The organism is Streptomyces swartbergensis, from assembly GCF_002148965.1.
In the GTDB taxonomy this organism is placed as follows: Bacteria; Actinomycetota; Actinomycetes; order Streptomycetales; family Streptomycetaceae; genus Streptomyces; species Streptomyces swartbergensis.
Map to the genome: position 1 here is coordinate 1 of NZ_NGFN01000084.1, position 26,329 is coordinate 26,329.

The following is a 26,329-nucleotide window of genomic DNA, read 5'->3' on the forward strand; positions in this document are numbered from 1 at the left end:
GCTCCACCAGCGACCGGACCGGGCCGTCCGCACACAACACCGCGTCGGCCAGCTCGAACAGAGCGTCCGCACGTCTGGTCAGGCAGGAGTAGAACTCACCCCGGAAGCGTGACAGTTCCGCGAACGGATCCTGTCGGACAGCGTGATGCAGCAGACTCATCCCCACGGCCTTCGTGCTGAGCGTGTGTGTTCCTTGGTCGGAGCACATGCTCAGCCGAAGGCCGCCTGCAGGTACGGCAGTTACCAGACCGGGTGATCAAGTACGAGAAGCCGTTCGACGTCCGAGGTTAAAGATCAAGCTAGGTCATGTCCGCAATGTCAGGGCAGCCAGGTCGCAGGCAGGCGAGGGCGACCATGGCTTGGCAGTGGTGGGCGAGTTTGTCGTAGCGGGTGGCCATGGCCTTGTGCTTGAGCTTGAGCTTGTTGAAGCAGCGTTCGACGACGTTGCGGCGCCGGTAGGCCTCCCCGTCCAGCCGGCACCGGCTCACCTCGCCGAGTACAGCCGTTGGTCTGGTCGGGCCGCGTTCTGGGGCGGCCGGGCCTACACCGGCTGACGCTGACGCGGGCCATGACCTGCCCGAACTGGGTGCAGTCGTTGACGTTCCCAGCGGTGATCGTGAAGGCCGACGGCCGGTCCTGCCCGTCGCAGGCGAGATGGATCTTCGTGGTCAACCCGCCGCGGGACCGCCAATCGCCTCGCCCGGCCAGAGCCCCCTTCTTTTGGCACCTGACGCGTGCTGGTGAGCCCGCACGGTCAGGGAGTCCACGCACACCACCGTCCAGTCGACAGCGCCCACGGCGTCACTGTGTTGCTGGACGTGGAAGCATCGGACAGCAATACGAACGCCCCGTGCCCCGAAACAGGAGGTGGCGAGGCCCCGCGCTGCGACACCCGGATGCGTCTCCTCTCCGGCGTGAACGGCGGGGCCTCCTCGTAAGGAACAAGTGAAAGGCCGTGTCCTGTGCGGGGATATCGCCGATGGTCAGGGGAGGGCGTACGAGGGGGGAGCATGCCGGGACAAGCAGGGCCGGGTCGCGCCGAGGGCGAGCTGGATCCGGACGCCGGGCCGGTGCAGCGGTTCGCCGCCGGGCTGCGTGCGCTGCGCGAGGCCGCGGGCAGGCCCACCTACCGGGAGATGGCCCGGCGGGCGGGGTACGGGGTGACCACCCTGTCGCAGGCGGCGGCGGGCAAGCAGCTGCCCACCCGCGCGGTGACGCTCGCCTACGTCAAGGCGTGCGGCGGCGACCTCGCCGAGTGGGAGCGGCGCTGGCGCGAGGCGTCGGACGAACTGGCCGCCGAGGCCGCCGCCGACGACACCGCCCGGCCGCCCTACCGCGGCCTGACCCGGTTCGAACCGGACGACGCCGGACTGTTCTTCGGCCGCGACCAGCTCGTGGAGCGTCTCACCGAGCTGAACCGCAAGCACCGCTTCACCGCCGTCTTCGGCCCCTCCGGCAGCGGCAAGTCGTCCCTGCTGCGGGCGGGCCTGATCCCCCGGCTGCGGACGGCCGGCCCCGACGACGTGCCGCCCGCGGCCGTACGGATCCTCACCCCCGGCGCCGACCCGCTGCGCACGCACGCCGAGCGGCTGGAACCCGTACCGGACACCGACGCCGACACCTGGCTGATCGTCGACCAGTTCGAGGAGCTGTACACGCTCGGCGCCGACCCGGCCGACCGCGACGCCTTCATCGACCGGCTCGTCGCCGCCACCACGGCGGACAGCAGGCTGCGCGTCGTCATCGCGGTACGGGCCGACTTCCTCGGCCGGTGCGCCGAACACCCCGGGCTCACCGCCGCGTTGCAGGACGCCACGCTGCTCGCCGGGCCGATGAGCCGGGCGGAACTGCGGGAGGCCATCGTCCGCCCGGCCGCCGCGGCCGGCCTGATCGTCGAACGCGCCCTGACCGACCGCCTCCTGGACGAGGTCGAAGGCGCCCCCGGCGGACTGCCGCTGATGTCGCACGCCCTGCTGGAGACCTGGCGCCACCGCAGCGGCCGGGCCCTGACCGAGACCGCGTACGAGGCGGCCGGCGGACTGCACGGCGCCGTCGTACGGACGGCCGAGCAGGTGTACGGCGAACTGACCACAGAACAAGCAGAGTTGGCGCGCCGGATCCTGCTGCGTCTCGTCGCGCCCGGATGGGGGTCCCCCCTGCTGGAGCGAGGCCGAGAGCTTGGGGGAGGGACCGCCGACACGCGCCGCCCCACCGACCACGCGGAACTCGACTTCGGCGACCCCGCCGACACGCGAGTGGTCCTGGAACGGCTGGCCCGGGCCCGCCTGATCACCTTCGACGACGGCACCGCCGACCTCGCCCACGAGGCGCTCATCACCGCCTGGCCCCGCCTGCGCGCCTGGATCGACGCCGAACGCGACCGGCTGCGCGTCCACCGCGCCCTCTCCGAGGCGGCCCGCACCTGGCAGGACCTCGGGCAGGAGAGCGCCGCTCTCTACGCCGGCTCCCGGCTGTCCGCCGCCCGCGACGCCTTCCCGGCGGACGGCGCCGCCCCCGGCAGTGACGAACTGACCCCGCTGGAACGCCGGTTCCTCACCACCTCGCTCCGCCGCCGGCACCGCGCCGCGCTCCTGCGCCGCACGGTCGTGGCCGTACTCGCCGCGCTCGCCCTGCTCGCCACCGGCACCGCCGTCGTCGCCCTCCAGGCCCGCGCCACCGCTCAGGCCGAACGGGACGACGCCGTCTTCGGCGGGCTCACCGCCGAGGCCGACCGGATCCGTGACACCCACGCCGGGCTGGCCGCCCGGCTCGACGTGGCCGCGTACCGCATGCGTTCCACTCCGGACCTGCGGACCCGGCTGGCCTCGGACGCGGGCCGGGTGCTGGCCACCCGGCTGTCCGGCCCCGACGGGGTCGGCAGCTCCGTGGCGTACGCGCCCGACGGCCGCACCCTGGCCGGCGGCGGCCACGACGGCATGGTCCGGCTGTGGGACAGCGGTGGCAGGGCCCTGGGCGAATCGCTGCGGCTCGGGACGGACCGGGTCGGCGCGGTCGCCTTCGCACCGGCGGGCCGCGACCTGCTGGCGGCCACCGGCGAAGGCGGCGTCATCCGCCTGTGGGACGTGCGCGACCGGGAGCACCCCCGCGCTCTCGGCCGCCCGCTGGTGAGCCACGACGAGGAGAACATCGTCTCCGCCGCCTTCGCCCCCGACGGCCGCACCCTGGCCACGGCCGGCGACGACGGCACCGTACGGCTGTGGGACCTGACCGACCCGGCCCGCCCCGCGCCGCTCGGAAAGCCCGCCGCGGCCGACGACTCGAAGGACCGCAGCGTCCGCGCGGTCGCCTTCGCCCCGGACGCGAACACCCTGGCGACGGCGGGCTACGACAGCACCGTCCGGATGTGGCGGTACGGCGGGAACGACGGCATCGCACCGCTGGGCGAGCCCCTGCGCGCCCACACCGCCCCGGTGTGGACCCTGGCCTTCTCGCCCGACGGCCGCACGCTGGCCACCGCCGGCTTCGACGAGACCGTACGGCTGTGGGACGCGTCCCGCCCGGACCGGCTCACGTCACTGGGCGAACCCCTCACCGGGCACACCGCGCCCGTCATGACGGTCGCCTTCAGCCCCGACGGGGAGACCCTGGCGAGCGCGGGCGAAGACGACGCGCCCCTGCTGTGGAACGTGGCCAACCCCGCCTATCCCCAGCGGCTCGGGGAGCCGCTGACCGGGCACACCGAGCCCGTGTGGGAGGTGGCCTTCAGCCCCGACGGCCGTACCCTCGCCAGCACCGGCGCCGACGGCGGCGTCCTGCTCTGGCACCGGCCGCCGACCGTCCTCACCGACTTCACCAACCCGGTCACGGCCGTCGCCTACAGTCCCGACGGCCGCCTGCTCGCCGCCGCCAGCACCGACGACGGGCTGGTCCGCCTGTGGGACGTGCGCCGCCCGGACCGCCCGCGCCGGCTGCCGCGGACGCTCACCCACGAAGACCGGGTGCTGGCCGTCGCGTTCGCACCCGGCGGCCGTACGGCGGTCAGTGGCTCCGCGGACGGCACCGTACGCCTGTGGGACCTCTCCACGCCCGGGCGCCCCGCCCCGCTCGGGGAACCCCTGCGCGCACACGACGGGGGAGTCAACGCCGTCGCGTTCGCGCCGGGCGGCCGCCTGCTGGCCACCGGTGGGGAGGACGACACGGTCCGGCTGTGGGACGTGCGCCGCCCGGACCGCGCACGGCCACTCGGTGCACCCCTGCGCGGCCACACGGACGCCGTCACCTCCGTGGCCTTCGCCCGGGACGGCCGCCTCCTGGCCTCCGGCGCCGAGGACGCCACGGCCCGCCTGTGGCACGTGGACGGCGACGGGACGCGGGCCCTGCCCGCGGGCGCCGCCCTCACCGGGCACGACGAGTCGGTCGAAGCGGTGGCCTTCGCCCCGGACGGGGCGACACTGGCGACGGGCAGCGACGACCGTACGGTGCGGCTGTGGGACGTGCGGGACATGCGGGATGTACGGGACGTCGAACGGCGCGATCGGGCCCGCCCGTTGGGGGAGGAGCTGACCGGACACCGCGCGGCGGTCAGGGCCCTGTCCTTCGCCCCGGACGGCAAGACGCTGGCGACCGGCAGCGGAGACCACACGGTCCGCCTGTGGGACGTGTCCGACCCGGCCCGTGCCGAGCCGTCCGGCCAGGAACTCACCGGCCACCTCGACACCGTCACCACCGTCGCGTTCAGCCCCAGCGGTGATGCCCTCGCCTCCGCCGGCTACGACCTGACGGCCCGGGTGTGGACGCTGGACGAGGACCGCGCGGCGCAGTACGTCTGCGAGCACACCGGCGGGGTCCTGACCCGGGCCGACTGGCGGGACCACCTGCCGCAGCTCCCGTACAGAGAGGTCTGCGGAGACCGGTAGAAGTGCTCACGATCGGGAGAACTTCAGCACGGCACCGTCCTTGTCGTGGGCGACGACGTTCGCCTTCAGGCCGTTGCCGAACCCGGCCTCACCGCCCGCGCCTCCGAACTGCATCACGCCGCCCCCCGACTGGAAGGTGATGGAGTCGTCGGCCACGATGACGTGCACCTCCGTGCCCTTCGCCGTGATGTCCGCCGTGGAGGTCACCAGGACCTCGCACGCACCGTCCGAGCAGGCCGCGTAGTTCTTGCCGTCCGCGGCCTCGGGCAGCGGGCCGGTGGGGTCGGACGCGGGCGAGTCCCCCTCCCCGGACGACCCGTCGGGCTTCCAGCCCGGCGCACACTGCTCGGCCCGCTCGTACGCCGCCGCGAGCCGCGGAACCTTCCGGGTCAGCGCGGGCAGGTCCGGATCGGGCGGGGTGAGGGACTGGACCTGCTTGTCGACGTCCGCGACTGTGCTCTCGGCGTACTCGAGGCCGACCGCCGGTGACTGGGCTCCGAGCTCGTTCGCGACACGCCTCACCTTCTTCCGCAGGGCGTCGCGCAGCCGGTCGGCCGCCGGAACGCCCGACGGACCGAGGGACTCCAGGTCGCCGGCCACGGTCTCCACGTCCGACGGTGTCGTGGAGAGGTAACTGAGGGCGTGGGCGTGGGCGAGCATCCCGGTTTCGTCGTCCGCGTTCCGGATCTCCTTCAGATCCGCGGCGCTCTCCTTCCGCAGGTTCTGGAGCGCGACCGTCGACTCGCACATGTCGCCGACCCACTCCACGAGTTCGGACGACGGTGACGGCGACGACGGTGACGGCGACCGGGTCGGCTTCGGCTCGGCCGACGACTTGGCGGGGGCCGTCTCGTCCGTCCCGCCCTCCCCGCAACCCCCGACGGCCAGCACCAACCCGGCGACCACGACCGCGACGCCCCTGCTCCTGCCCATCCGACGACCCCTCTCCGTGCTGTGGCCCTTCCCGGCGAGCCCAGTTCAGTCGCGGCACGGGTTGTTCGGCCACCCGGTCCGCCGACTGAACAACGAGTCCGGGCGGTCGTCGGTGGTGGTTCACGCGTCAGCTCAGGGCTTGTCCGGGGCCCACGCCGCCACCAGATCCAACAGGCCGGGGAAGCGGGCGTTGAGATCGGCCACGCGGACGTGGCTGCGGCGCTCCAGCCCGTACTGGCGCTGGCGGGTGACACCGGCCTCGCGCAGCGCCTTGAAGTGGTGGGTGAGGGAGGACTTGGGGCGGTCGAGGCCGAACCAGCCGCAGGAGTGGTCGAACGCCTCCGACTCCAGCAGGAGCTTGCGCACGATCGTCAGGCGCAGCGGGTCGCTCAGCGCGCCCAGCACCGTCTCCAGGCGCAGCTCCTCGACCGCGGGCTCGGGCAGCGGTTCCGGCAGGTTCTCCGGCTCCGGCAGCACCTTGACGACCGGCACGTCGTGAGCCGTGGCGGACATGGGCAGCTCCCTGTCATCCGAATCGCTTGTACGAGTTTCATCGTACTGCATGCTAGGTTCGAAAAAACTCGTACTGAGCTCACCGGAGGGATCACCCATGTCGGAACGTCAGGCCGCACCCCGTACCCCCACCTGGTGGGTGTGGTCGGCGGCGTGGCCGGTCACGGCCGTCTTCGTGCTCTCCAACGCGGCGACCCCGCTGTACGTGCTGTGGCAGCGCGACATCGGGTTCTCCAAAGGCACCCTGACCGTCGTCTTCGCGTTCTACATCGTCGGCCTGCTCGGGTCGCTGCTCGTCTCGGGCGTCGTCTCCGACCGTCTGGGACGCAAGCCCGTGCTGCTGCCCGCGCTCGCCCTCGCACTCGCCGCCTGCGCGATCTTCGCCACGGCCACGACCGTCACCGCGCTGCTCGTCGCCCGGCTGTTCACGGGGATCGCCGTCGGCGCCGTCGTCTCCGCGGGCATGGCCGCCGTGACGGACGTGGCGGGCCCGGAGCGCAGGCGGCTGGCCGCGCTGCTCGCCTCCTGCGCGATGGTCTTCGGGGCCGGCCTCGGTCCGCTGCTCGCCGGCCTGCTCTCCGAGACCCTGCCGGCGCCCACCGTGACCGTCTTCGCCGTCGAGGCGGTGCTGCTGGCCACGGCCGTCCTCGCCGTGCTGCGCATGCCCGTACGCCGTCCCGCCGCACGCGGGAAGGGCGCCTGGGTGCGCGTGCCCGGCGTGCCGCGCGGCAACGGCGTCCATCTCGCCCTGGGCATCGCGGTGTTCGCCCCCGGCATCACCGCGACGTCGTTCGTGCTGTCGCTCGGCCCCACGCTGCTGACCGAACTGCTCGGCACCACCAGCCGGATCGTCTCCGGAGCCATGGCGTTCGTGATGTTCCTCGCCGCCACCGGCGTCCAGTTCGCCGTGCGGAAGCTGCCCCGGCGCACTGTCCTGACCGCCGGCGCGAGCAGCACCACCCTCGGCATGACCGCACTGATCGCCGCCGTGCACGCCTCGTCCGTCGTCCTGCTCGTCGTATCCGCCCTGCTCGCCGGGGCTGGCCAGGGCATGGGCCAGCTCGGCGGCCTCTCCCTGCTCAACTCCACCGTTCCGCCGCAGCGGCTCGCCGAGGCCAACGCCGCGCTGAACGTCGCCGGTTACCTCCCGGCCGGCCTCCTGCCGGTGTCCACGGGCTACCTCATGGACGCGGTGGGACTGCCCACCGGGGCGACCGTCTTCGGCAGCGCCCTGATGGGCCTGGCGGTCGCCGGCGCACTGGTCGTCGTCGCGGGGCACCGCAGGGTTCCCGAACCCGCGTGACTGTCAGGCAGCCGCGCCTGCGGGTGCGGCCCGACAGCTCGGCCTGTTCGGGCAGTCCGTGCGGCTCATGCCTGCCGGCCCGGAGCTGCCGGCGGGCCGATCTCGCGCTGCTGTTCCGCACGACGGCGAACAGCCACGGCCGCATCGCCTCCGGCGCGATGCCCAGCACCCCGGCGTGGCGCCAGGCCGGACGACGACCTCCTGCAGAGAGACCTGTGCGACCGGCATTACGGCGCCTCGCACTTCGTCACGTGCTCCGCGTCCCACGGCACCGCAACCACCGGCGGTGCCGTGGGACGCCGGGCGGCTCAGCCGAACAGCGCGTCGTACACGTCGCTCTGCCAGTACGTGACGAAGTTGGCGCTGTTGAAGTACACGCCGCCGTTGGGCAGCGCCAGCGTCGTGCCCTTGCCGAGCGAGCCGTTCAGCTTCTTGTTCGAGAAGTCCACGCCCAGGGTCGCGGCGATGTGGCCCTCGTATCCGTCGGGGCTGGAGGTCCCGATGCCGGCGTACCCGGACTCGCCGGGAGCCAGGGTCACCACGGCCTGAGGCTTGCTGGAGTCCAGCCACGGGACGGGAGACTGGGCGCCTGCGCCGGCGGCCAGGTAGGGCGCGCCGTAGAGGTTGCAGGGCTTGGTGCCGGTGTTGGTGGCCGTGAGCAGCAGGGTGTTGATGGGCCGGGAGACGTCCTCGACGGTCAGCTTCGTGTTCGCCGCGGTGCAGTCGACGGTCGCGGCGGCCTTCTGCGGGGTGGCGGCGGAGGCCGTCTGGCCCGCGGCCTGGACGCCGACGAGAGCGAAAGCGGCGGCAGCGACCAGGGAGGAGGCGGCCACGCGGGTGGTGAAGCGCTGTGCGATACGCATGCGATGCAACTGCTTTCTCTGAGTTTCGAGTTTCCTGAGTTCCGAATTTCCGGAATGGAATCTTCCGGTTCATGGGTGTCGGGCCGGACAGATGTGCGGCCGAAACCGGAAGTTGAGGTAGGCGTCACCGCCCTCGAACGGGGCGGCGTGCTTTGGATGACCCAAGCTTGTGTCACGTTCCGTCCCACCCGCCATTCCCCTGGGAAATTTGGAACGCTGGGACGGCAGCACCGGCTCTGACCAGGTGGAACGTCCCCCTCGTGGGATGCCGAACGGGATGGAAGACCGGTGGGGGCGGCTGAGGAGACGACTGCAAGGGGGAGGGGGACCGCCCGACTGTGCATCGGTTTCGCGCTTCGCGCGGGTGCGCGAGGCGACCCCGGAGGAAGCGGGCGTGCCCACCGTGGCCGGGTCCACCGATCTCCAGGCACCGCACGGATCGTCGTCCCCGTCAACGTCCCCCTCGGAGCAGAAGACGAGAGGCCGGCTCGTCCCCTTCCTGTTGTGGTTGTGAGGGACCAGTGGAGCGTGCCGATCACATGGTCGACGGCGTGCGAAGATCATGATGAGCGCGCGTTCGCGCGCCGCGTGGCACGGGGGTGCATTGCGTGAGCGGCCTGTTCTGGTTCCGGCTGCTCGCTGTTCGGCCGTTCCGGAAGACGGGCGTGTACCTCCGGCCCGCTGACACACCGCCCGCAATGCGAGCACGGAGGAACATGTGAAGTCACTGAAGCGACGGGGTCTCACCGTAACCACGGTCCTCACCACGGTGGTCTTCGTCGCCGGGGCGTTCGGCGCCACCTCGGCGTCGGCCTCGGCACAGAGCACCACGACGAAGGCGTCGACCCGCGCCTGTGCCGGAGGGGACTACGTCAAGGCACACGAGAGCGTGAAGATCCGCAAGTCGAAGAAGGTCAACTCCACCGCCCTGGGCCTGCTGCCCAAGGGCAAGAAGGCCAAGCTCCTGAAGTGCTCGGTCGACCTCGCCGGCACCTACTCGCTCTGCGGCTGGGACGACGACAACCGCTGGCACCACATCTCGTACCGCGGCATCAAGGGCTACGTGCCGCTCGCCTGCGTGGTCTAGGCCCCGTCGTGACGACAGGACACAGGGAGCGTCCCGCCGCACCCGGTCCTGAGCGGCGACGGTCCTGAGCGGCGACGGTTCTGAGCGGCGACGGTTCTGAGCGGCAACGGTCCTGAGCCGCAACGGTCCTGAGCCGCAACGGTCCTGACGGACCGTCGTCGGCCGTACGTGCGACGATCCCCGGGTGAATGATCTACGCGTCCGCCTGGCCACCGATGCCGACCCGGCCACCCTCGTCCGCCTCCGCGACGCCGCGGCCCGCTGGATGCCGGCCCGCGGCATCACCGGGCAGTGGCGGCCGGGGGAGCTGGACGAGGACCACTTCCGCCAGGTCATGGCCCGTGCATCGGGCGAGGTCGGGCTCGCGGAGACCGGCGGGCGGGTCATCGGCGCCTGGGAGCTGTGGTGGGAGGACGAGGCCGCCTGGGGGCCGCAGCCGCCCGTGGCCGGGTACGTGCACCGGCTCATCGTGGACCGGTACGCCGCCGCGCCCGGGACCGGGCGGCTGCTGCTGGAGGCCGCGGAACGCCGGGTGGCCGAGGCCGGGCGGATCCGGGTCCGCCTGGACTGCCTGGCGGACAACGCGCAGCTCAACGCCTATTACCGGGACGCCGGTTACCGCGTCGTGGGCCACAAGGAGGGCAAGCCGCAGCCGGGCGGGGCGCCCCCCAAGTCCTTCACGTTGCTGGAGAAGGAACTCTCCCGGCCCACAGCCCCGGGGACCTCCGGCCACACCGATTAGGGTGAACCGCGTGGAGCTCCTGCACCTGCGCTATTTCGTCGCCGTCGCCCAAGAACTGAACTTCTCCACCGCGGCCCGCAGACTGCACATGGCGGCATCCCCGTTGAGCAGGCGGATCAAGGATCTCGAGAACGAGCTCGGACACCGGCTGTTCGACCGCGACACCCATCATGTGCGGCTCACCCCGGCCGGCAGCGCACTGCTGCCGATCGCCCGCGGTGTCCTGGAGCAGGTCGACTCCATCCAGTGGCGGCTGGACGAGACGGCCCGGCCGCGCCGGACCACCCTGCTGCTCGGCGTCCCCAGCGGCATCCATCCGGACCTGCGGATGCGGATGGACGCCCTCGCCGAACGGGTCGGCGACCGGTTCGAGATCAAACGCTGGCCGGGCGGCACCGAGCGTCTGGTCGACGYCGTGTGCGACGGCAGGCTGGCGCTGACCCTGGCCCGGCTCCCGGTCGGCGGCGACCCGGCCCTGGAGCAGCTTCCGGTGATGTCGGAGCGGCTCGGCGCGGTCGTGCCGAGGGACCGGTTCCCGGGCCGGGAGTCGGTCGCCCTGGCGGAACTGTCCGAGCTCGCCTACGCGGGCTCGCCCACGGCCGTGACGAACGCGTATTTCCGCGGCCTCGACCAGCAGCTGGCCGAGCTCGGTGTCAAGAAGCGGATCGAAATCGGTAGCGCTACTTTCGACGGTGTTTCCGAGATAGTCTCCAGCGGTCTGGCGTTCTCCATTTCCATGCTGGACCCGCGAAGCCCTGTTCAGAATTACCGTCTCGACAATGTGGCCGTTCTTCCCTTCTCGGATTTCCATCCCCGGCTGGAGACCGGACTGCTGTGGCGCAAGGACCGTGCGCACGGCGGTGACCTGGAAGAAGTCGTCGCCGTCGCCCGCGAGATCTTCACCGAACCGCTCCGCGCCTGACCCCGCACAAGTATTCGTAAAATATTCGCCAAAGGCGGTATGACCATTGTGGTCATACCGCCTTTCGCTAATTGGTCACTCCATTTGTTTCCGTTCCTCATCCCCTTCTTGCTAACTTAGTTTCCAGATACACATACATGGCGACGCAAGGAGTTGAAGGAAAAGCGATGACGGACATCACGGACACCGCCACCGGCCCCCTGGAAGGCATCCGCGTGATCGACCTGTCGACCGTGGTGATGGGCCCCTACGCGGCACAGATCCTCGGCGACCTGGGCGCCGACGTGATCAAGATCGAGTCGCCCGCCGACACCGTGCGCGTGGGCCACTACCGCACCACGCCGGGCATGACCCCGCTCAACCTCAACGTCAACCGCAACAAGCGCAGCGTGGCCCTCAACCTCAAGGACGACACGGACCGGGAGCGGGCGCTGCGGCTGATCGACACCGCGGACGTGCTGATCACCAACATGCGGCCCGGCGCACTGCACCGCCTCGGCCTGTCCCACGACGACATCGCCGCCCGCAACCCCGGGCTCGTCTACGCGCACGCCCAGGGCTTCCGCAGCGACTCGGACCGGGCCGGCAACGCCGCCTACGACGAGACCGTGCAGGCCGCGTCCGGCCTGGTCGACATCGCCGACCGCGCGCTGGGCGAGCCCGTCTACCTGCCGACCATCATCGGCGACAAGGTCTCCTCCCTGACCATCGCCTACAGCGTGCTCGCCGCCCTGCTGCACCGGAACAGGACCGGGCAGGGCCAGCTCGTCGAGATCCCGATGACCGACACCCTCATCGCGTTCAACCTGGTCGAGCACCTGGCGGGACACACCCACGTGCCCGAGACGGGCCCCACCGGCTTCGCCCTGTCGATGCTGAAGGGCCACAAGGCGGTGCGCACCAAGGACGGCCTGGCCTGCGTCATGCCGTACAACCCGCAGAACTACCGGGACTTCTTCACCGCCGCCGGGCGCCCGGACCTCGCCGAGGACCCGCGCGTGAACGGGGACGCCATCGACAGCGCCGACCACGAGGACCTGGCCGCGCTCCTGGAGACCTGCGCCCCCGCTCTGACCACCGACGAATGGGCCGAGGTGTGCGCCAAGCACAGCATCCCGATGGCCCCGGTGCTGGAACTGGACCGCGCCCACGAGGACCCCTACGTCCGCGACGGCCACCTGCTCGACACCGTCGAACACCCGACCGAGGGCACCGTCCGCACCATCGGCATCCCGCTCCGCTTCTCCGCCACGCCCGGCTCGATCCGCCGTCTGGCGCCGGTCGCCGGACAGGACACCGAGGACGTCCTCGCCGAGCTCGACGCCGCCGCCCGCTGACCGTCTGACCGTCACAGGAGGGACAGCCATGAGCACCCCCACACCTCCCGCCGTACGCACCGAACGGATCGGCACCACCCTGCTGATCACCCTCGACCGCCCCGAGGCCCGCAACGCCGTCAACGCCGCGGTCGCCACCGGCCTCGCCGCCGCACTGGACGAACTGGAGGCCGAACCCGAGTTGCGGGCCGGCGTCCTGACCGGCGAGGGCGGCACGTTCAGCGCCGGCATGGACCTCAAGGCCGCGCTGCGCGGCGAGTCGCCCGAGATCGAAGGCCGCGGCTTCGGCGGACTGACCGAGGCCGAGCCGGCCAAGCCCCTGATCGCCGCCGTGGAGGGCCATGCCATGGGCGGCGGCTTCGAACTGGCCCTGGCCTGCGACCTGATCGTCGCGGCCGAGGACGCCCGGTTCGGCCTGCCCGAGGTCAAGCGCGGGCTGATCGCCGCGGGCGGCGGTGTGATCCGACTGCCCAAGCGCATCCCGCATCACCTGGCCATGGAACTCCTGCTGACCGGCGAGCCCGTCGACGGCCGCCGCGCCGGCGAACTGGGCCTGGCGGGCCGGGTCACCGCCACCGGCCAGGCCGTCCCCGAGGCGCTCCGGCTGGCCGAACGGCTCGCGGAGAACGCCCCGCTCGCGCTCGCGGCCGTCAAGCGCGTCGTCCGCGCAGCCGACGGCGCGCCCGACGCCGACGCCTTCGCCTTCCAGCGCGGGGAGATGAAGACCCTGATGGCCTCGGCGGACGTACGCGAGGGCATGACCGCCTTCGCCGAGCGCCGCCCCGCGCGGTGGACGGGACGGTGAGGCCGGCATGAAGACCGAGGACGTACGACAGCACCTCACCACCCCGCTCACCAGCCCGGCGTACGCGCCGACGATCCCGCGGTTCACCGACCGGGAGTACCTCAACGTCGTCTACCGCACCGACCCCGAGGCGCTGCGGGCCGTCGTCCCCGAACCGCTGCGCATCGGTGAACCCCTGGTCCGGTTCGAGGTCATGAAGATGGGCGACGTCAGCGGATACGGCCCCTACACGGAGGCAGGCCAGGCGATCCCCGTCAGCTTCGAGGGCGAGCACGGCGAGTACCTGCACGCGATGTACCTCGACAACTTCCCGGCGACCGCCTCCGGCCGCGAGGTCTCCGCATACCCGAAGGTGCTCGGCTCCCCGTCGCTCACCGTCGACGCCGGCGCGCTCGTCGGCACCCTCGACCACGGCAGCCTGCGGGTCGCCACCGCGACCATGGGCTACAAGCACCACGAGCTGGACCTGCGCGAGGCCCGGGCGCAGATCACCGTGCCGACCTTCATGCTCAAGACGATTCCCGGCTACGACGGGCTGCCGCGGGTGCAGGAACTCGTCCGCACGCGCATCACCGACGTCACCGTCAAGGAGGCGTGGACCGGCCCGGCCCGGCTCCAGCTGTTCCAGCACGTACTCGCCCCACTGGCCGACCTGCCGGTGCTCCAGATCGTCTCCGCGAGCCACATCCTCACCGACCTGACGCTGTCCGGCGCCGAGCCGGTCCACGACTACCTGAAGGGAGCCGCGTCATGACCCGCACCTTCCGTACCGCCGCGGTGATCGGCGCCGGGACCATCGGACTGTCCTGGACGGCGCTGTTCGCCGCGCACGGCCTGACGGTCCGGGTGAGCGACCCGCGACCCGACCTCGCCGAGGCCGTGGACGAGGCCCTGGCGCGGTCCGCCCCGCACCTGGCCGCCCGCGGCCTGGACGTGACGGGCCTCGCCGGCCGGGTGCACCTCGCCGCCGACATCGCCGAGGCGGTCCGGGACGTGGACGTCGTACAGGAGAACGGCCCCGAGCGCGTCGCGTTCAAGCAGGACCTGTTCGCCACCCTGGCCCGGAAGGCACCCGGCCACGCGCTGCTGCTCAGCTCCTCGTCGGCCATCCCGTCGACGGAGTTCACCAAGGAGCTGGCGGACGACGACGCCGCCCGCGTCCTGATCGGCCACCCCTTCAACCCGCCGCACCTCATCCCGCTCGTCGAGGTCGTGCCCGGCGAACGCACCGGCGCGGACGCCGTGAAGGCCGCGGTGGACTTCTACACCTCGGTCGGCCGCACCCCGGTGATCGAGCGCAAGGAGATCCCCGGCTTCGTCGGGAACCGGCTCCAGAACGCGCTCAGTCGCGAGGCCGTGTACCTCGTCGAGCAGGGCGTGGTGACGCCCGAGGAACTCGACACGGTGATGACCAACTCGCTGGGCCTGCGCTGGGCCGCGGTCGGGCCGTTCCTCGGCTCGCACCTGGGCGGCGGACCCGGCGGCTACCGGCACATGGCCGAGCACATCGGCGCCTCGATGAAGCGGATGTGGGCGGACCTCGGCACCCCGTCGCAGAACCCCGACCAGCAGGAACGGCTCATCGCAGCCGTGGAACAGGCCTACGGCTCCTCCACGTACCCGGAACTCACCGAGACGCGCGACCGCAGGCAACTGGCAGTCCTGTCCGCCCTGGACAGCGCCGACAAGGAGGAGAACTGAGATGACCACCACCATGGAACCGCTCGAAGACCAGCTCACCGCGGACTTCTACGCCTACGAGGCGCTGCTGCCGGACGAGGAGCGCAAGATCCTCCTCAAGGCCCGCGCCCTCATGCGCGACGAGATCAAGCCGCTGGTCAACGACAATTGGGCCAAGGGCGAGTTCCCCCGGGAGCTCGTCGGCATCTTCCGCGACAGCGGCCTCACCGGCCTGCCCTACGAGGGCTACGGCGAGCACCGGCCCGCCGTCAGCAACCTGCTCAGCGGCATGCTGGCGATGGAACTGAGCCGCACCGACGCCTCGGTGGCCACGTTCTTCGGCGTCCACAACGGCCTCGCGATGTACTCCGTCCACTCCGGCGGCGACCAGGAGCAGCGCGACCGCTGGCTCCCGGAGATGGCCGCGATGGACAAGATCGGCGCCTTCGCCATGACCGAGCCGCTCGGCGGCTCCGACGTCGCGGGCGGCATGCGCACCACGGCCGAGCGCGAGGGCGACAGCTGGGTCCTGAACGGCGCCAAGAAGTGGATCGGCAACGCGACCTTCGCCGACTACGTCGTGGTGTGGGCGCGGGACGTCGACGACAACCACGTCAAGGGCTTCGTCGTCGAGAAGGGCACACCCGGCTTCGAACCCGCGAAGATCGAGGGCAAGACCGCCTTCCGGATCGTCGAGAACGCCGAGATCACCCTCACCGACGTCCGCGTAACGGAGGCGAACCGCCTGCAGAACATCAACTCCTTCCGCGACGTCGCCGAGATCCTGCGCGCCACCCGCAGCGGCGTGGCCTGGCAGGCGCTGGGCGTCATGGCCGGCGCCTACGAACTGGCCCTCGACTACGCCCGGGAGCGCCGTCAGTTCGGCCGTCCGATCGGCGGTTTCCAGCTCGTCCAGGACCTGCTGGTCAAGAGCCTGGGCAACATCACCGCGTCGTGGGGCATGCTGGCGCAGCTCGCCCGCTTGCAGGACGCCGGTGTCTTCCGCGACGAACACTCCGCCCTGGCCAAGGCGTTCGTCACCGCGCGGATGCGGGAGGTCGTGGCCTGGAGCCGGGAGATCTTCGGCGGCAACGGAATCCTCCTGGAGCACGACATCGCCCGCTTCTTCGCCGACGCCGAGGCCATCTACTCCTTCGAGGGCACGCGTGAGATGAACACCCTGATCGTCGGCAAGGCGATCACGGGCCAGAGCGCGTTCGTCTGAATCCCCGCGGCGGTGTCGACCGGGCAGCGTCCGACTGTCCGGTTCGGCTGTTCCACTGGACAGGTCCGGGTGGGGCCCTGACGAGTCTTGGTGGGACCTGACGAGCACCCTCGGGGAAGGAAGCGCCGGCGTGATCGAGTGGAGGCCCCTGGGCACCGGAGCCAGGCCCGTCCCGCGGCCCGTGGCGACGCCGCTGGGCTGGGCCGGTCCCCGCGACACCACATGGCTCGCCTGCCTGCTCACCGCCACCCTCGTCGGYACGTCCCTGGCCCGCCTCACCCACGCCCGCGCCGCCTACCGCCGCCTGGCACCCGGGCGCGCCCGGGCCGACGGCGGCCGCGGCGTCGGACCGTACGTCCCCCGGGCCGACGGCGGCCGCGGCGACGGACCGTACGGCTCATGACCGTCCGGGTCCGCCGCCTCAGCCCGACGGACCCGAACACCCCGCCGCCTGCTCCCCGTTACGGCTCACCCCGCCGGGCGCTGCCACCACGCGGCCGACGCGTCGCGCAGGGTGTTGGTGCCGCAGTGCACCTCGCCCATGCCGAGGTGGTACGTGTACCAGTCGTCGATGTACGACACCTTCAGGCCGACCCGCTGGTAAGCGGCGGTGACGGCCTGCGTGAAGATGTCCTTGCCGCCGATGACGGGCCCCCACTGGCGCGGGGCGAGGTAGCGGTCGCGCGCCAGGAGCACGCCGTTGACCGCTCCGGGAACGTACGCGCTGGTCATCACCGTCGCCGCAGCCGCCGCACTTGAGCCGGCCGGGTTCTCGGCGAGCCACTTCTGCTGGCCGTGGTCCCCGAGGCTGTCCACGAGGCCGGAGCCGGCGCCCATGCGCGTCAGACGCGGCACGGGAATCTCCTGGCCGTCGGCGGTCAGCGCCTCCGAGTCACGGGTGTACAGCGCGGGCACCCGCACGATCTCCCCGTCGGTGACCCCCGTCTCGCGCTTGAGGATCTCCAGGTTGGCGGCGATGCGCCGCGCCGCCATCTCGTTGTCGGCCACCAGGTGACGGGAGGCGAGCGCCTGGCCGATGGTCTCCTTGGGCGCCGGACTGTCACTGCGGCCCGGGACGGAGAACATCTTCGTCTTGCCGTGGCCGTCGCGCTCGGCGTCGCGCAGCAGCCGCAGCCCCGCCTGCGGGTCGGCGACGCCCATGCGCCAGCCGCGCGGGGTGTCGGCGGGCAGGAACTGCACGAACTCGTCGACGTGTCCCACCCCCAGCCACGAGGTGTCCAGCAGCAGCGGATCCTGCAACCCCTGCGACTTGAGCATCGTCCGCATCACCTTGGACGGCCGCGCCCCGCTGTCCTTGCGCTCGCCCATGATGATCCGCCCGGCCGGGAACGAGCGCCCGCCGTGCGCGTAGGGCGGGATGGTCTCCAGGTTCCCCATGGAGTTGAGCGACCAGTCGTCGGGCTCGGCCCGGTCGGTCACCTGCACCACACCGACGTCCCGGCCGCGCACCTTCTCGAACAGTTCCCGGCCCGCGTCCCGGTCCGGCTGGGCGGACCGCAGCATCACGCGCATCACGTGCCGTCGACCGCCCGGCCCGGTCATGCTGACGTAGGCCGGTTCGACGAAGTCCTGGGCCCAGGGGTCGGCGTACTTCTTGAAGGTGACCAGCGGCGTGGTGACCCCGGCCTTCTTGACCTCCTTCGCGAGTTCGGCGACGAACTTCTGCTGAAGACGGCTGTACGTGCCCTCGCCCTGGACCTCGGTCACCATCACCTGCTGGGTGTTCTGCAGGTGATGGTGGGTCAGCAGCGGCGCGACGCGCAGGGTCACGGCGTCGGAGGTGGACTTCTGCCCGGACGTCACCGTCAGCCGGACCACCGCACGGCCGTCCCACTTCGCGCTGTCCCGGACGACATCGGTGCCCTCGACACCGAACTCGACACCGGAACGCAACTCGGCGGCGTCCAGCCGGGTCTTGGACGTCACCGGGGTCCACTTGCCGGAACGCTTGACGAAGAGACGAGCGTGCTTGCCTCCCGCGGTGACCTTCAGACTGCCGTGAGCGCCCTTGCTCAGGCCCGGCATGGGGACGGAACGGACCCGGGCGAGGTCGGCGGCGTCCGCACTGCCGTTGACCTTCGTGTCGGAGCCGTCGTTGCACGCGGCCAGCTTGGCGTCGGACAGCGGCTTGCCACCGGGCCCGGTCACCGGGCACCGCTTGCTGTCGTCGTCGATGTTGGGCAGATACACAGCTCCGCGCCCGACGGACCAGCTGTCCTCACCGGCCTTGTCGCTGCCACCGGTGACATCGACCCGTCCGTCGCGGTTCACATCCGCCCGCAGATCGGCGCGGCCGCCCGCCTCGGCGGCGGAGGCGGAGCCGGCCGGCCCCGCAAGCACGGATCCCGCGGCGGCGAGAGCCAGGACGACCGACCCGGCCGGGTACAGGCGCGAAGGTCTACGTGTACGTATACGCGTACGTGAACGCACGGCAGGTTCCTCTCGGTTGGGGGGTTCGCTGTGCAAGAGGAGGAACAGTGGCTGTGCGTTCACTGTGTGGCCGGAGTTACTCCACTGCCGGCCGGGTGGGGCCGGGCGTCGAGCGGAAAGTCCGGCGGTAGGTGTCCGGGGGCACGCCGACCGTGCGGTGGAAGTGCCGGCGCAGCGTCGTGGCGGTGCCCATGCCGGTGGCCGCCGCGATGGCGTCGACCGTGTCGTCGGTGGTCTCCAGCAACTCCTGGGCGCGGCGGATCCGTTGGGTCAGCAGCCATTGCAGCGCAGTGGTGCCGGTCACCGCCCTGAAGTGGCGGCCCAGATGGCGCGAGCTCATTCCCGCCCGGCGTGCCAGGTCCTCCACGGTGAGCGGCTGGTCGAGACGCTCGATCACCCAGGGCAACAGCGCTGCGAGCGGGTGGTCGTCCCGGGTGGGTACCGGGGCGGCGACGAACTGGGCCTGGCCACCGGCCCGGTGCGGCGGCACGACCAGGCGGCGGGCCACGGCGTTGGCGACGGACGAGCCGTGGTCGAGACGGACCAGGTGCAGACACAGGTCCATCGCGGCGGCCTTGCCGGCCGAGGTCAGCACGCTGCCGTTGTCCACATAGAGCACGTCCGGATCGACCTCCACTCGCGGGTGGCGGGCGGCCAGCGCCCCGGTGTGCGCCCAGTGCGTGGTCGCGCGCCTGCCGTCCAGCAGCCCGGCGGCGGCCAGCACGAACGCGCCCGTGCACAGGGAGGCCACACGGGCCCCTGCCTCGTGGGCCGCCCGCACGGCGTCGACGAGCTCGGCGGGCGGCTCCACGTCGGTGTCCGCCCAGCCGGGCACGATCACGGTGTCCGCACCCCGAAGCCCGTCGAGTCCCTGGTCGGCCTCCAGCCGAAACCGCCCGACCCGCACGGCGTCCACCCCGCAGACCCGGACGTCGTACCAGGGCACGTCCACACCCACCGGCGCCGACCCGAACACCTCGTAGGCCAGGGACAGTTCGAAGTGCAGCATCCCGTCGGTGACGGCGAGCGCGACGAGATGACTCATGTCCGGAACTGTACGGGCTACGTCGTTCCGGACACTCACGGTGGGCGGTTCACGGTGGCGAGGATGTCCGTACCAGCTCGCAGCGGACCGGATGGCGTGAGCACTCGACGGGGGATGGACCCATGGGATCGGCAGAAACGATGACGACGACGGTGACGGTATACGGCGCGTACGGTCACACGGGACGCTTCGTGGTGGCTGAACTGCGCGAGCGCGGGTTCGTCCCGATCCTCGCGGGCCGCGACGCGGACAAACTGCGCGCGCAGGCGGCATCCGCCCCGGGCCTCGAAGCCCGCCCGGCCTCGATGGACGACCCGGCGTCGCTCGACCGCGCCCTGACCGGCGCGGCCGCCGTGATCAACTGCGCCGGGCCCTTCGCCCTCACCGCCGCGCCCGTGATCGAGGCGGCCCTGCGCGCCGGAATCCCGTATGTGGACGTGGCGGCCGAGATCGAGGCCAACGCCGACACGTTCACGCACTTCGCGGACCGTGCCCGGGCGGCGGAAGCGCTGATCGTCCCCGCGATGGCCTTCTACGGCGGCCTGGGCGACCTCCTGACCACGGCTGCGATGAGCGACTGGACGACGGCCGACGAAGCGACCATCGCGTACGGACTGAGCGGTTGGCACCCCACCCCAGGAACACGCACCGCGGGCGATGTCTCCCGCGAGCGGCGATCGGGCCGACGCGTCCGCTACACGAACGGCAGGCTGGAGTACCACGACACCGAGCCGACCGTCCTGAAGTGGCCCTTCCCCGACCCGATGGGCACCAGGGAGGTCATCGGTGACTTCACGATGGCCGACGTGGTCACCATCCCCAGCCACCTCTCCATCCCCGAGGTACGCACCCACATGACGACGGAAGCGGCCGGCGACCTCTCGTCCCCGGACACACCGCCCCCGACCGCGACCGACACGACCGGCCGCTCCGACCAGACCTTCGTCGTCGAAGCCGTCGTCCGCTCCGGCGACACGGAACGACGCGCCGTGGCGACGGGCCAGGACATCTACGCCGTCACCGCACCGCTGGCGGTGGAGGCGATCGACCGCGTCCTCACGGGCCGCACCCACGCGACGGGCGTGGCTTCCGCGGGCCAGATCTTCGACGCCGCCGACTTCCTTCGGGCGCTGGCGCCACGCATCACCGTCGAACCACTCCAGCGACGGGTGGCGCCGTGACGGCCGGATCGAGTGCCGCAGCCGCTGACCACAGATCAACCAGAGGGGAGCCCTGGAGACCGAAACAACAGAGGCCTCGGATCTCTCCGGGGCCTCTGTTCCGGCGTGACGTGCGCCTGTCCGTCCACGCAGCGGCGGCATGCCGCGCCACGCACTTATTACTGCGTATCGAGTTGGACGCTCAGCTCCGTGACGAGGTGGTAGCCCCCGGCCAGATCGATGTCGGTCCGTTCCCTGAGCAGTTTGATCGCGGAGTCGCGATGGCTGCTACTGAGCAGGTCAGTCATCTCGGCGACCAGCGGAGCATCGAGTTGCCGTAGGGCATCCAGCGCTTGGCTGTACGTGGTGGGCAATGTGTGCCCCTGTATGAGCAGGTCCAATGCCACGGGGGCCGTGCCCAGCCCGAGACCCGAATCCTTGCGCAGTCGACGGATGGCTTTGGCGGTACGTCCTTCACCTGCCAACGCCTTCGCCTCGTCCTGGACTCCCTGCTCGATGGGCGTGATCAGTGCGGTTGTACGTGCCTTGGTGCTCGTCATATCGCTCCGGCACTCCCCTATCGGCAGTTCTTCTTGATCCCGTCGATCCCGAGTACCACCGAGGCAAGACCGCCGAGCGTGGCACCCAGTTCGCTGATCTTCTCCTCACCCTTGGAGACGCGGATGAGGAGGTAGGCGGCTTCCTTGACGGAACCGACCTTCTTGATGAACGCCTTCAGCTTGAGGATCTTCGCGATGGGAACCGCGCCGCCGGCGATGGCAGCCGTGATGGAACCCACGCACTTGGCTGTCTGCCACCAGCCGAAGGCCACGACGCTCGGCTTCGTACCAGCGAGGTGTTCGTCAAGGTAAGCCTGGACCGCTGCCTCTCCCTGCTGCTCGACGCTGTCGGGGATCTCCTCGATCACCTTCAGCATGGCGAGGAGCTTCTGCCCTTCAGCCGAGTCCAACTCCTCGGCGGCGGTCATGGGCTCGTCGGCGGCGACAACCGCTGACCCAGCGGTGACGCTTCGATCGGCAGCCACAGCAGCCTGGCTGAGACCCGTGCCGAGGATCGCGGCTGCGGTTATCACAGCGGTGGCAGCGGTCAGTCTCTTGATCTTCAAGATGTTCCCCTCTTTGGTCTTACGTCCAGTTGGTCATCGCTGGACCGGACGCAGCATCTCCCTGGTCAGTGGGAGAGCAGCGACACGCATGTGATCATCAGCCCATCGCCATGGGGTAGCAACGAATTTGAGGAGCTTCTGAGGGTGCCTCAGAGAGACGGCCTGGCGCCTTATGGCCTGTCTCGGGGCGTACGGTCCGATGCGCCCGGAGGAGCTGGCCTGCCCGTAGTGCAGCTACCAGTTGGTGTCCTTCCCCGGCCCTGTGACGAAGGTGAACGGCTGCTGTGGTGTGGAGTTCGTTCCAGGAGTGGGGGCGGCCGATGGCTGCGGCGTCGGGGACGGTTGCTGCGGCTACCGGGAGGGCCTGAGCTGATTCACCGACGCTGGCGAGGGCGTGTGTGAGGCCTGGTTTCCCTCCAATCGCTGGCCGGCTTCCTGGCGTTGAAGCTGCCCGAGTCACCACCCGGTCACCAGCAAATGGTTGAGCAGCAGCGCTAGCACCGCCTGGGCCGTGAGCCACGCACGCGGACGGGACAGGAGCGCGCAGGACGGGAGCAGCCACACCGCGAAAGGCAGCCAGATGCGTTCCGTTTCCGCCTTGCTCATGCCGGACAGGTCGGCGACCAGCAGGGCGAGGAGCGCGGCGGACACGAGGAATGCGAGGCGGGGCTCGGCAGCCCCGTGGGGCGTATCGGCGCGGCGGGAGAGCAGCGCCGTGCCCGTCCGGCGCAGGCCCGCCGCCGTGGCCAGGCCTGTGATGAGTACGGTGCAGGCCAGGTTGGCCCAGACCCAGTAGCCGTAGGGACGGGTGCCTCCCGCGCCCTGGTGGTAGCGCGTGACCAGGAGGTGGTAGGCCTCCCACCAGTCGAACCCGGCGAGCGTGAACGCCGCCGGAACCACGGCCAGTCCGGCGAGCAGCGGCACCAGCAGGGCGGGGTGCTCGCGAATCCCGTGCCGGCCGAGTACCAGTACCGCCGCCGCGATCAGCGCGACGAGTGTGAGGCCGTAGGAGAGGTAGCAGGTCAGGCCGAACAGCAACCCCGACGCCCCGGCCCACGACAGCGAGCGCCTCGTGACCGCCAAGGCGAGCAGCGCCACCGCCCACGCCGCCACCGCCGCGAAGTACGCGTCGGCCGAGGTGCCCATCCACACCGCCGCCGGGGCCAGGACGAGGAAGGGGGCAGCCCTGCGCGCGAGGGTCTCGTCGGCGAGGGCGCGGATCGTGATCAGCACGGCGACGCAGGCCGTCGCCCCGACCGTGATGCACCACATGCCCGCCCAGCCGCCGCCCCGCAGCCCGATCCGGTCGAGCAGGACGAAGGTGAGCGTGGCGGCGGGCGGGTGGCCGGCGATGTGGGCGGGCCAGTTGTCGGGGGAGTCGAGCAGGATGTGATGGGTGAAGTCGCGTAGCGCTGCCGGGATGTCGTCGAAGCGGTCGATGACCTGGAGGTACTCATAGCGGGTGGTGAGACGGCGCGCGATGCCCCGGCCCCAGCCGTCGATCAGGGCCAGGGAGAAGATCCACGCCATGGCCGCGCCCCAGGTCAGGGGCAGCAGGGTCCGCCAGGGGAGCCGGGCCGCGAGGGTGGGGCCGTACGCCACGGTGGCGATCGCCAGGAGTACGGCCATCGGAGTGCCGGGGCCCAGGTGGGGGCCCCAGGACGCCAGCAGCGGGGGCCAGTCGACGAACAGAGTGCGGCTGGTGCCCTGGATGTGGCGGCCGACCAGGACGGCGGCCGTCACCAGCAGGGCAGCGGCCCCGACGGCGTACAGGTCACGGCGCAGGTCACGGCGGAGGGAGCGGGTCACAGCCGGAACGCTAGGCCGACGGGGCGGGCGCGGACCGCCGTCCGGGCCGGACGTCAGCGTTTCGTCATGGGTCGAGCACCCTTTCCCGGGGTGTTCCGGGCCTACGGTCGGGCCATGCGAGACGACCCACGGCTTCCCTCCTCGCCCGGCTTCTGGCGCAGCCCCCTGCGCGGCCCCCGGTTCACCTCCGTGCTGGGCCTCGTCCTGCTCGCCGGCATCACCGTGCTGTTCGTGACGGGACTGGTGTCGTACGCCGCCTACAACCCGGGCCTGTCGCCGGTGAACGACAAGACCCCGGACAAGGGGATCCTCGGCTTCTACCTCTTCGCCTGGCCGACGAACCCGCACTGGCTGTACCGGCTCAACCAGGGCGTCCACGTCACCCTCGGCATCACCCTCATCCCCGTCCTGCTCGCCAAGCTGTGGTCCGTGATTCCGAGGCTGTTCGCGCTGCCGCCGGCCCGCTCGCTCGCGCACGCCCTGGAGCGGATCTCGCTGCTGCTCCTGGTGGGCGGTGCGCTGTTCGAGTTCGTGACCGGTGTGCTCAACGTCCAGCTCGACTACGTCTTCCCCGGCTCCTTCTACCCGCTGCACTTCTACGGAGCCTGGGTGTTCTTCGCCGCCTTCGTCGCCCATGTGCTGCTGAAGATGCCCACGGCGCTGCGCAATCTTCGGCAATTGCGGGATCTACGGCACCTGCGGGAGGAGGAGAACGACCTCGTGACTCCCCGCCCCGCCGAGCCGACCGTCTCCCGCCGGGGTGCCCTGTGGTTCGYCGGGGGCGGCTCGCTGCTGCTGTTCGCGACGACGGTGGGACAGAACTTCGACGGGCCCTTGCGGCGCACCGCCCTCCTCGCACCGCACGGCGGCGGCGATCCCGGCAGCGGCCCGAACGGCTTCCAGATCAACAAGACCGCCGCGTACGCGGGGATCGACACGGCCGAGACGGGCGAGGACGCCTGGCGGCTCGTCGTGACGGGGCCCGCGGGCACCGTCCGCCTCAGCCGGGCCCAGCTCGCCGGACTCACCTTGCACAGCTCGGCGTTGCCCATCGCCTGTGTGGAGGGCTGGTCGACGTCGGACCAGTGGTGGCGCGGGGTGCGGCTGCGCGATCTCGCGGCGCTCGTCGGCTACGACGCCGACGACCCGCCGGACGTGTTCGTCGAGTCCCTCCAGCGGCGCGGCGCCTTCCGGAGCGCGGCCCTGCGCGCCAACCAGGTGGCCGACCCGCGTTCCCTCCTCGCCCTGTACGTCAACGGCGAGGAGCTGTCCCCCGACCACGGCTACCCGGCACGGATCATCGTGCCCGCGGCCCCCGGTGTGCTGAACACCAAGTGGGTGGCCCGGATGACGTTCGGAGACCTGTGATGCGTCGACCTGTGATGCGTCGACCTGTGATGCGTCGACCTGTGATGCGCCGACCTGTGATGCGCCGACCACGGATCCCCGTCGGCAGCCCCTTCCAGCTCCTCCTGCTCGCCTGCTCGTTCGCGCTCGCCGCCTACGCGGGCGTACGGCTGCTCGCCGGTGACTGGCTCGGCGTGGCGCTGTGGTTCGTGGGCGCGGCGCTGCTGCACGACCTGGTGCTGCTGCCGTTGTACGCGGCCCTGGACCGGGCGGTCGTACGAGGGTTCGGCGCGCGTCGGGAGTGGGTGCCGTACGTGCGCGTACCGGCAGCCCTCTCCGGGCTGCTGCTCCTCGTGTGGTTCCCGCTGATCAGCGGGACGGTGGAGGGGCGCTACCGGTCCGCCACGGGGCTGCCGGCGGACGTGTTCCTCGCCCGCTGGCTGCTGATCAGCGCCGTCCTCTTCGGCGGCTCGGCGCTGCTGCTGGCGGTGCGCCTGCTGCGGGTGCGCAGGGCGGCGAAGCGGCGCCCGTCGGCCGTCCACTGACCGGCCCGCGTCCAGCCCCGGGCGTACCGGAGGAGGGCGGGCGTGCCGAGCCGGGCCCAGGGGAACGGATCGCCGGTACCGCGCGCGTCCGTGACGCCGACGACCCGTACCTGGGCGCGTTCGTCGATGTCCACGGGCGCGGTCTCGGCGATCAACAGGCCGCCGGGGCGCAGGAGTCCGGCCACCCGGTCCAGCAGGGCGCGCGGGTCGCCGCCGATGCCGATGTTGCCGTCCATGAGCAGGACGGTGTCCCAGCGGCCCTCGCCGGGCAGCGGCTCGAACACCGAGCGCCGCAGCGCCTGGCCTCCCATCCGTACGGTGTGGTCGACGGCGGCGGCGCTGACGTCGATGCCGAGGACGGCCCGGCCCCGGGCGGCGAGTTCCGCCACCAGCCGCCCGGGCCCGCACCCCACGTCCAGCACGGCCCCCTCACACCGGTCCAGCACGTCCCGGTCCACCGCATCGGCCCGGGCACACCACCGCTCCACCTCCAGCGGCAGCAGCCAGCCGTCGGCACGCCGCAGGAACAGCGGCCCGTGACCGGCACGCAGGGCAGCGG

General features: G+C 71.5%; 22 protein-coding genes and 2 pseudogenes. 13 read left to right on the forward strand and 11 right to left on the reverse strand.

Annotated features, from left to right (window positions below; all coding sequences use genetic code 11):
* Together CA983_RS47880 and CA983_RS45135 are read right to left on the reverse strand one after the other, a co-directional pair.
* Positions 1 to 160, reverse strand: a pseudogene (locus tag CA983_RS47880) (NF041680 family putative transposase); the annotation flags it as partial.
* Positions 161 to 299: 139 nt separating this feature from the next.
* Positions 300 to 821: pseudogene (locus tag CA983_RS45135) on the reverse strand (transposase); the annotation flags it as partial.
* A gap of 189 nt (positions 822 to 1,010) precedes the next feature.
* Between CA983_RS45135 and CA983_RS15780 the strand changes: the two are divergent.
* Positions 1,011 to 4,877 carry an nSTAND1 domain-containing NTPase gene (locus CA983_RS15780; RefSeq protein ID WP_086601533.1) on the forward strand — a complete coding sequence of 1,289 codons (3,867 nt, stop codon included), beginning with the start codon at positions 1,011 to 1,013 and terminating at the stop codon, positions 4,875 to 4,877.
* A 6-nt stretch (positions 4,878 to 4,883) separates the two neighbouring features.
* On the opposite strand, the gene CA983_RS15785 is transcribed toward CA983_RS15780, so the two are convergent.
* On the reverse strand, positions 4,884 to 5,810 hold the full coding sequence (locus tag CA983_RS15785) for a hypothetical protein (RefSeq protein WP_086601534.1): 927 nt from the start codon (positions 5,808 to 5,810) through the stop codon (positions 4,884 to 4,886).
* A 132-nt stretch (positions 5,811 to 5,942) separates the two neighbouring features.
* The gene (locus tag CA983_RS15790; RefSeq protein WP_086601535.1) at positions 5,943 to 6,323 is read right to left on the reverse strand and encodes an ArsR/SmtB family transcription factor; all 381 of its coding nucleotides are present in this window, start codon (positions 6,321 to 6,323) and stop codon (positions 5,943 to 5,945) included.
* Between the two features lie 97 nt (positions 6,324 to 6,420).
* Here CA983_RS15790 and CA983_RS15795 point away from each other — a divergent pair, with 97 nt between their 5' ends.
* Positions 6,421 to 7,626 carry an MFS transporter gene (locus CA983_RS15795; protein ID WP_086601536.1) on the forward strand — a complete coding sequence of 402 codons (1,206 nt, stop codon included), beginning with the start codon at positions 6,421 to 6,423 and terminating at the stop codon, positions 7,624 to 7,626.
* A 308-nt stretch (positions 7,627 to 7,934) separates the two neighbouring features.
* Here the strand turns inward: CA983_RS15795 and CA983_RS15800 are convergent, their stop codons facing one another.
* A complete protein-coding gene (locus CA983_RS15800; RefSeq protein WP_086601537.1) occupies positions 7,935 to 8,489 on the reverse strand; it encodes a DUF4232 domain-containing protein in 555 nt (184 codons plus the stop codon).
* 718 nt (positions 8,490 to 9,207) lie between these two features.
* Between CA983_RS15800 and CA983_RS15805 the strand changes: the two genes are divergently transcribed.
* The 9 genes from CA983_RS15805 (at position 9,208) to CA983_RS15845 (ending at position 16,690) form a co-directional block, all read left to right on the forward strand.
* Positions 9,208 to 9,576, forward strand: coding sequence for a hypothetical protein (locus CA983_RS15805; RefSeq protein WP_086601538.1), 369 nt, complete (start codon positions 9,208 to 9,210; stop codon positions 9,574 to 9,576).
* A gap of 184 nt (positions 9,577 to 9,760) precedes the next feature.
* On the forward strand, positions 9,761 to 10,318 hold the full coding sequence (locus tag CA983_RS15810) for a GNAT family N-acetyltransferase (protein ID WP_086601539.1): 558 nt from the start codon (positions 9,761 to 9,763) through the stop codon (positions 10,316 to 10,318).
* Positions 10,319 to 10,328: 10 nt separating this feature from the next.
* Positions 10,329 to 11,240 carry a LysR family transcriptional regulator gene (locus CA983_RS15815; RefSeq protein WP_086601551.1) on the forward strand — a complete coding sequence of 304 codons (912 nt, stop codon included), beginning with the start codon at positions 10,329 to 10,331 and terminating at the stop codon, positions 11,238 to 11,240.
* Between the two features lie 167 nt (positions 11,241 to 11,407).
* Positions 11,408 to 12,577 carry a CaiB/BaiF CoA transferase family protein gene (locus tag CA983_RS15820; protein WP_086601540.1) on the forward strand — a complete coding sequence of 390 codons (1,170 nt, stop codon included), beginning with the start codon at positions 11,408 to 11,410 and terminating at the stop codon, positions 12,575 to 12,577.
* A 28-nt stretch (positions 12,578 to 12,605) separates the two neighbouring features.
* Positions 12,606 to 13,382: a crotonase/enoyl-CoA hydratase family protein gene (locus CA983_RS15825; RefSeq protein ID WP_086601541.1), complete on the forward strand. Its 777-nt coding sequence runs from the start codon at positions 12,606 to 12,608 to the stop codon at positions 13,380 to 13,382.
* Positions 13,383 to 13,389: 7 nt separating this feature from the next.
* Positions 13,390 to 14,136 (forward strand): acetoacetate decarboxylase, encoded by a 747-nt coding sequence (locus CA983_RS15830; RefSeq protein WP_086601542.1) that lies wholly within the window; start codon positions 13,390 to 13,392, stop codon positions 14,134 to 14,136.
* On the forward strand, positions 14,133 to 15,083 hold the full coding sequence (locus tag CA983_RS15835; protein WP_086601543.1) for a 3-hydroxyacyl-CoA dehydrogenase NAD-binding domain-containing protein: 951 nt from the start codon (positions 14,133 to 14,135) through the stop codon (positions 15,081 to 15,083). Before CA983_RS15830 ends, CA983_RS15835 begins: the two co-directional genes overlap by 4 nt.
* A gap of 1 nt (position 15,084) precedes the next feature.
* Entirely contained in the window at positions 15,085 to 16,287 is a 1,203-nt protein-coding gene (locus CA983_RS15840) for an acyl-CoA dehydrogenase family protein (protein WP_086601544.1), read from the forward strand.
* 130 nt (positions 16,288 to 16,417) lie between these two features.
* Positions 16,418 to 16,690, forward strand: coding sequence for a hypothetical protein (locus CA983_RS15845; protein WP_086601545.1), 273 nt, complete (start codon positions 16,418 to 16,420; stop codon positions 16,688 to 16,690).
* 65 nt (positions 16,691 to 16,755) lie between these two features.
* Here the strand turns inward: CA983_RS15845 and CA983_RS15850 are convergent, their stop codons facing one another.
* Both CA983_RS15850 and CA983_RS15855 read right to left on the reverse strand, forming a co-directional pair.
* A complete protein-coding gene (locus tag CA983_RS15850) occupies positions 16,756 to 18,696 on the reverse strand; it encodes a protein-arginine deiminase domain-containing protein (RefSeq protein WP_425276451.1) in 1,941 nt (646 codons plus the stop codon).
* Positions 18,697 to 18,814: 118 nt separating this feature from the next.
* Positions 18,815 to 19,783: a helix-turn-helix domain-containing protein gene (locus tag CA983_RS15855; protein ID WP_086601546.1), complete on the reverse strand. Its 969-nt coding sequence runs from the start codon at positions 19,781 to 19,783 to the stop codon at positions 18,815 to 18,817.
* 122 nt (positions 19,784 to 19,905) lie between these two features.
* Here CA983_RS15855 and CA983_RS15860 point away from each other — a divergent pair, with 122 nt between their 5' ends.
* Positions 19,906 to 20,964 (forward strand): saccharopine dehydrogenase family protein, encoded by a 1,059-nt coding sequence (locus tag CA983_RS15860; RefSeq protein ID WP_086601547.1) that lies wholly within the window; start codon positions 19,906 to 19,908, stop codon positions 20,962 to 20,964.
* Between the two features lie 158 nt (positions 20,965 to 21,122).
* Here the strand turns inward: CA983_RS15860 and CA983_RS15865 are convergent, their stop codons facing one another.
* The 3 genes from CA983_RS15865 to CA983_RS15880 all read right to left on the reverse strand — a co-directional run bounded on the left by CA983_RS15865 (position 21,123) and on the right by CA983_RS15880 (position 23,878).
* Positions 21,123 to 21,503, reverse strand: a complete 381-nt coding sequence (locus CA983_RS15865) for a hypothetical protein (RefSeq protein WP_086601548.1) — start codon at positions 21,501 to 21,503, stop codon at positions 21,123 to 21,125.
* A gap of 17 nt (positions 21,504 to 21,520) precedes the next feature.
* Positions 21,521 to 22,069: a hypothetical protein gene (locus CA983_RS15870; protein ID WP_143645497.1), complete on the reverse strand. Its 549-nt coding sequence runs from the start codon at positions 22,067 to 22,069 to the stop codon at positions 21,521 to 21,523.
* A 456-nt stretch (positions 22,070 to 22,525) separates the two neighbouring features.
* On the reverse strand, positions 22,526 to 23,878 hold the full coding sequence (locus CA983_RS15880) for a hypothetical protein (RefSeq protein WP_167407386.1): 1,353 nt from the start codon (positions 23,876 to 23,878) through the stop codon (positions 22,526 to 22,528).
* Positions 23,879 to 23,992: 114 nt separating this feature from the next.
* Between CA983_RS15880 and CA983_RS15885 the strand changes: the two genes are divergently transcribed.
* On the forward strand, positions 23,993 to 25,246 hold the full coding sequence (locus CA983_RS15885; protein ID WP_086601554.1) for a molybdopterin-dependent oxidoreductase: 1,254 nt from the start codon (positions 23,993 to 23,995) through the stop codon (positions 25,244 to 25,246).
* 370 nt (positions 25,247 to 25,616) lie between these two features.
* On the opposite strand, the gene CA983_RS49190 is transcribed toward CA983_RS15885, so the two are convergent.
* A partial coding sequence (locus CA983_RS49190; RefSeq protein ID WP_086601550.1) for a class I SAM-dependent methyltransferase occupies positions 25,617 to 26,329 on the reverse strand: 713 nt, incomplete at its 5' end.

Bases quoted from the DNA above. Each gene is read 5' to 3' on its own strand.
- CA983_RS15840 (WP_086601544.1), top strand. From the start codon at position 15,085: ATGACCACCACCATGGAACCGCTCGAAGACCAGCTCACCGCGGACTTC.
- CA983_RS15825 (WP_086601541.1), top strand. From the start codon at position 12,606: ATGAGCACCCCCACACCTCCCGCCGTACGCACCGAACGGATCGGCACC.
- CA983_RS15865 (WP_086601548.1), bottom strand. From the start codon at position 21,503: ATGACGAGCACCAAGGCACGTACAACCGCACTGATCACGCCCATCGAG.
- CA983_RS15820 (WP_086601540.1), top strand. From the start codon at position 11,408: ATGACGGACATCACGGACACCGCCACCGGCCCCCTGGAAGGCATCCGC.
- CA983_RS15835 (WP_086601543.1), top strand. From the start codon at position 14,133: ATGACCCGCACCTTCCGTACCGCCGCGGTGATCGGCGCCGGGACCATC.
- CA983_RS15855 (WP_086601546.1), bottom strand. From the start codon at position 19,783: ATGAGTCATCTCGTCGCGCTCGCCGTCACCGACGGGATGCTGCACTTC.
- CA983_RS15830 (WP_086601542.1), top strand. From the start codon at position 13,390: ATGAAGACCGAGGACGTACGACAGCACCTCACCACCCCGCTCACCAGC.
- CA983_RS15780 (WP_086601533.1), top strand. From the start codon at position 1,011: ATGCCGGGACAAGCAGGGCCGGGTCGCGCCGAGGGCGAGCTGGATCCG.
- CA983_RS15790 (WP_086601535.1), bottom strand. From the start codon at position 6,323: ATGTCCGCCACGGCTCACGACGTGCCGGTCGTCAAGGTGCTGCCGGAG.
- CA983_RS15800 (WP_086601537.1), bottom strand. From the start codon at position 8,489: ATGCGTATCGCACAGCGCTTCACCACCCGCGTGGCCGCCTCCTCCCTG.
- CA983_RS15785 (WP_086601534.1), bottom strand. From the start codon at position 5,810: ATGGGCAGGAGCAGGGGCGTCGCGGTCGTGGTCGCCGGGTTGGTGCTG.
- CA983_RS15860 (WP_086601547.1), top strand. From the start codon at position 19,906: ATGGGATCGGCAGAAACGATGACGACGACGGTGACGGTATACGGCGCG.
- CA983_RS15795 (WP_086601536.1), top strand. From the start codon at position 6,421: ATGTCGGAACGTCAGGCCGCACCCCGTACCCCCACCTGGTGGGTGTGG.